1 protein-coding gene is annotated in these 470 nt (G+C 62.6%); it reads left to right on the top strand.

Annotated features, from left to right (window positions below; genetic code table 11):
• Positions 1 to 470: TolC family protein (locus tag P353_RS04115; protein ID WP_034365726.1), on the top strand; the 470-nt coding region annotated here is incomplete at both ends.

The raw sequence follows: 470 nt of genomic DNA, 5'->3' as shown, positions 1-470 counted from the left end.
GAAGAGGCGATTGCGCGGGCCATCAAATACAACGCAGCCCAGCGTCTGCGTGGCATGGAAGAGGCGGTGGCGCAGGGCACGGCCAATGTTGCCAAGTTCGACATGCTGCCCAAGCTGGTGGCCTCGGCAGGCTATCGCTACCGCGACAAGGACCTGATCAGCCGCAGCACGGACTCGGTCACGGGCGCGCCTTCCCTGGCCCATCCCTATATCTCGTCGGATCGTGAATCGACTCTGACATCGCTGAGCTTCTCCTGGAGCCTGCTGGACTTCGGTCAAAGCTATTACGCTGCTCGTCAGCATGCGGATCGCGCCCAGATTGCGGCTGAGCGTCGCCGCAAGGCCATACACACGCTGATCCAGGATGTGCGCATCGCTTACTGGCGTGTGGCTGCGGCCCAGGCGCTGGAGTCTTCTCTGCAGACCGCAGGCCAGGATGCAGACAAAGCCCTGGAAGACTCGCGCAAGGT

Source organism: Comamonas testosteroni (assembly GCF_000761245.1).
Lineage (GTDB): Bacteria > Pseudomonadota > Gammaproteobacteria > Burkholderiales > Burkholderiaceae_C > Comamonas > Comamonas testosteroni_C.
This window is presented reverse-complemented; position numbering and strand designations above follow the sequence as displayed.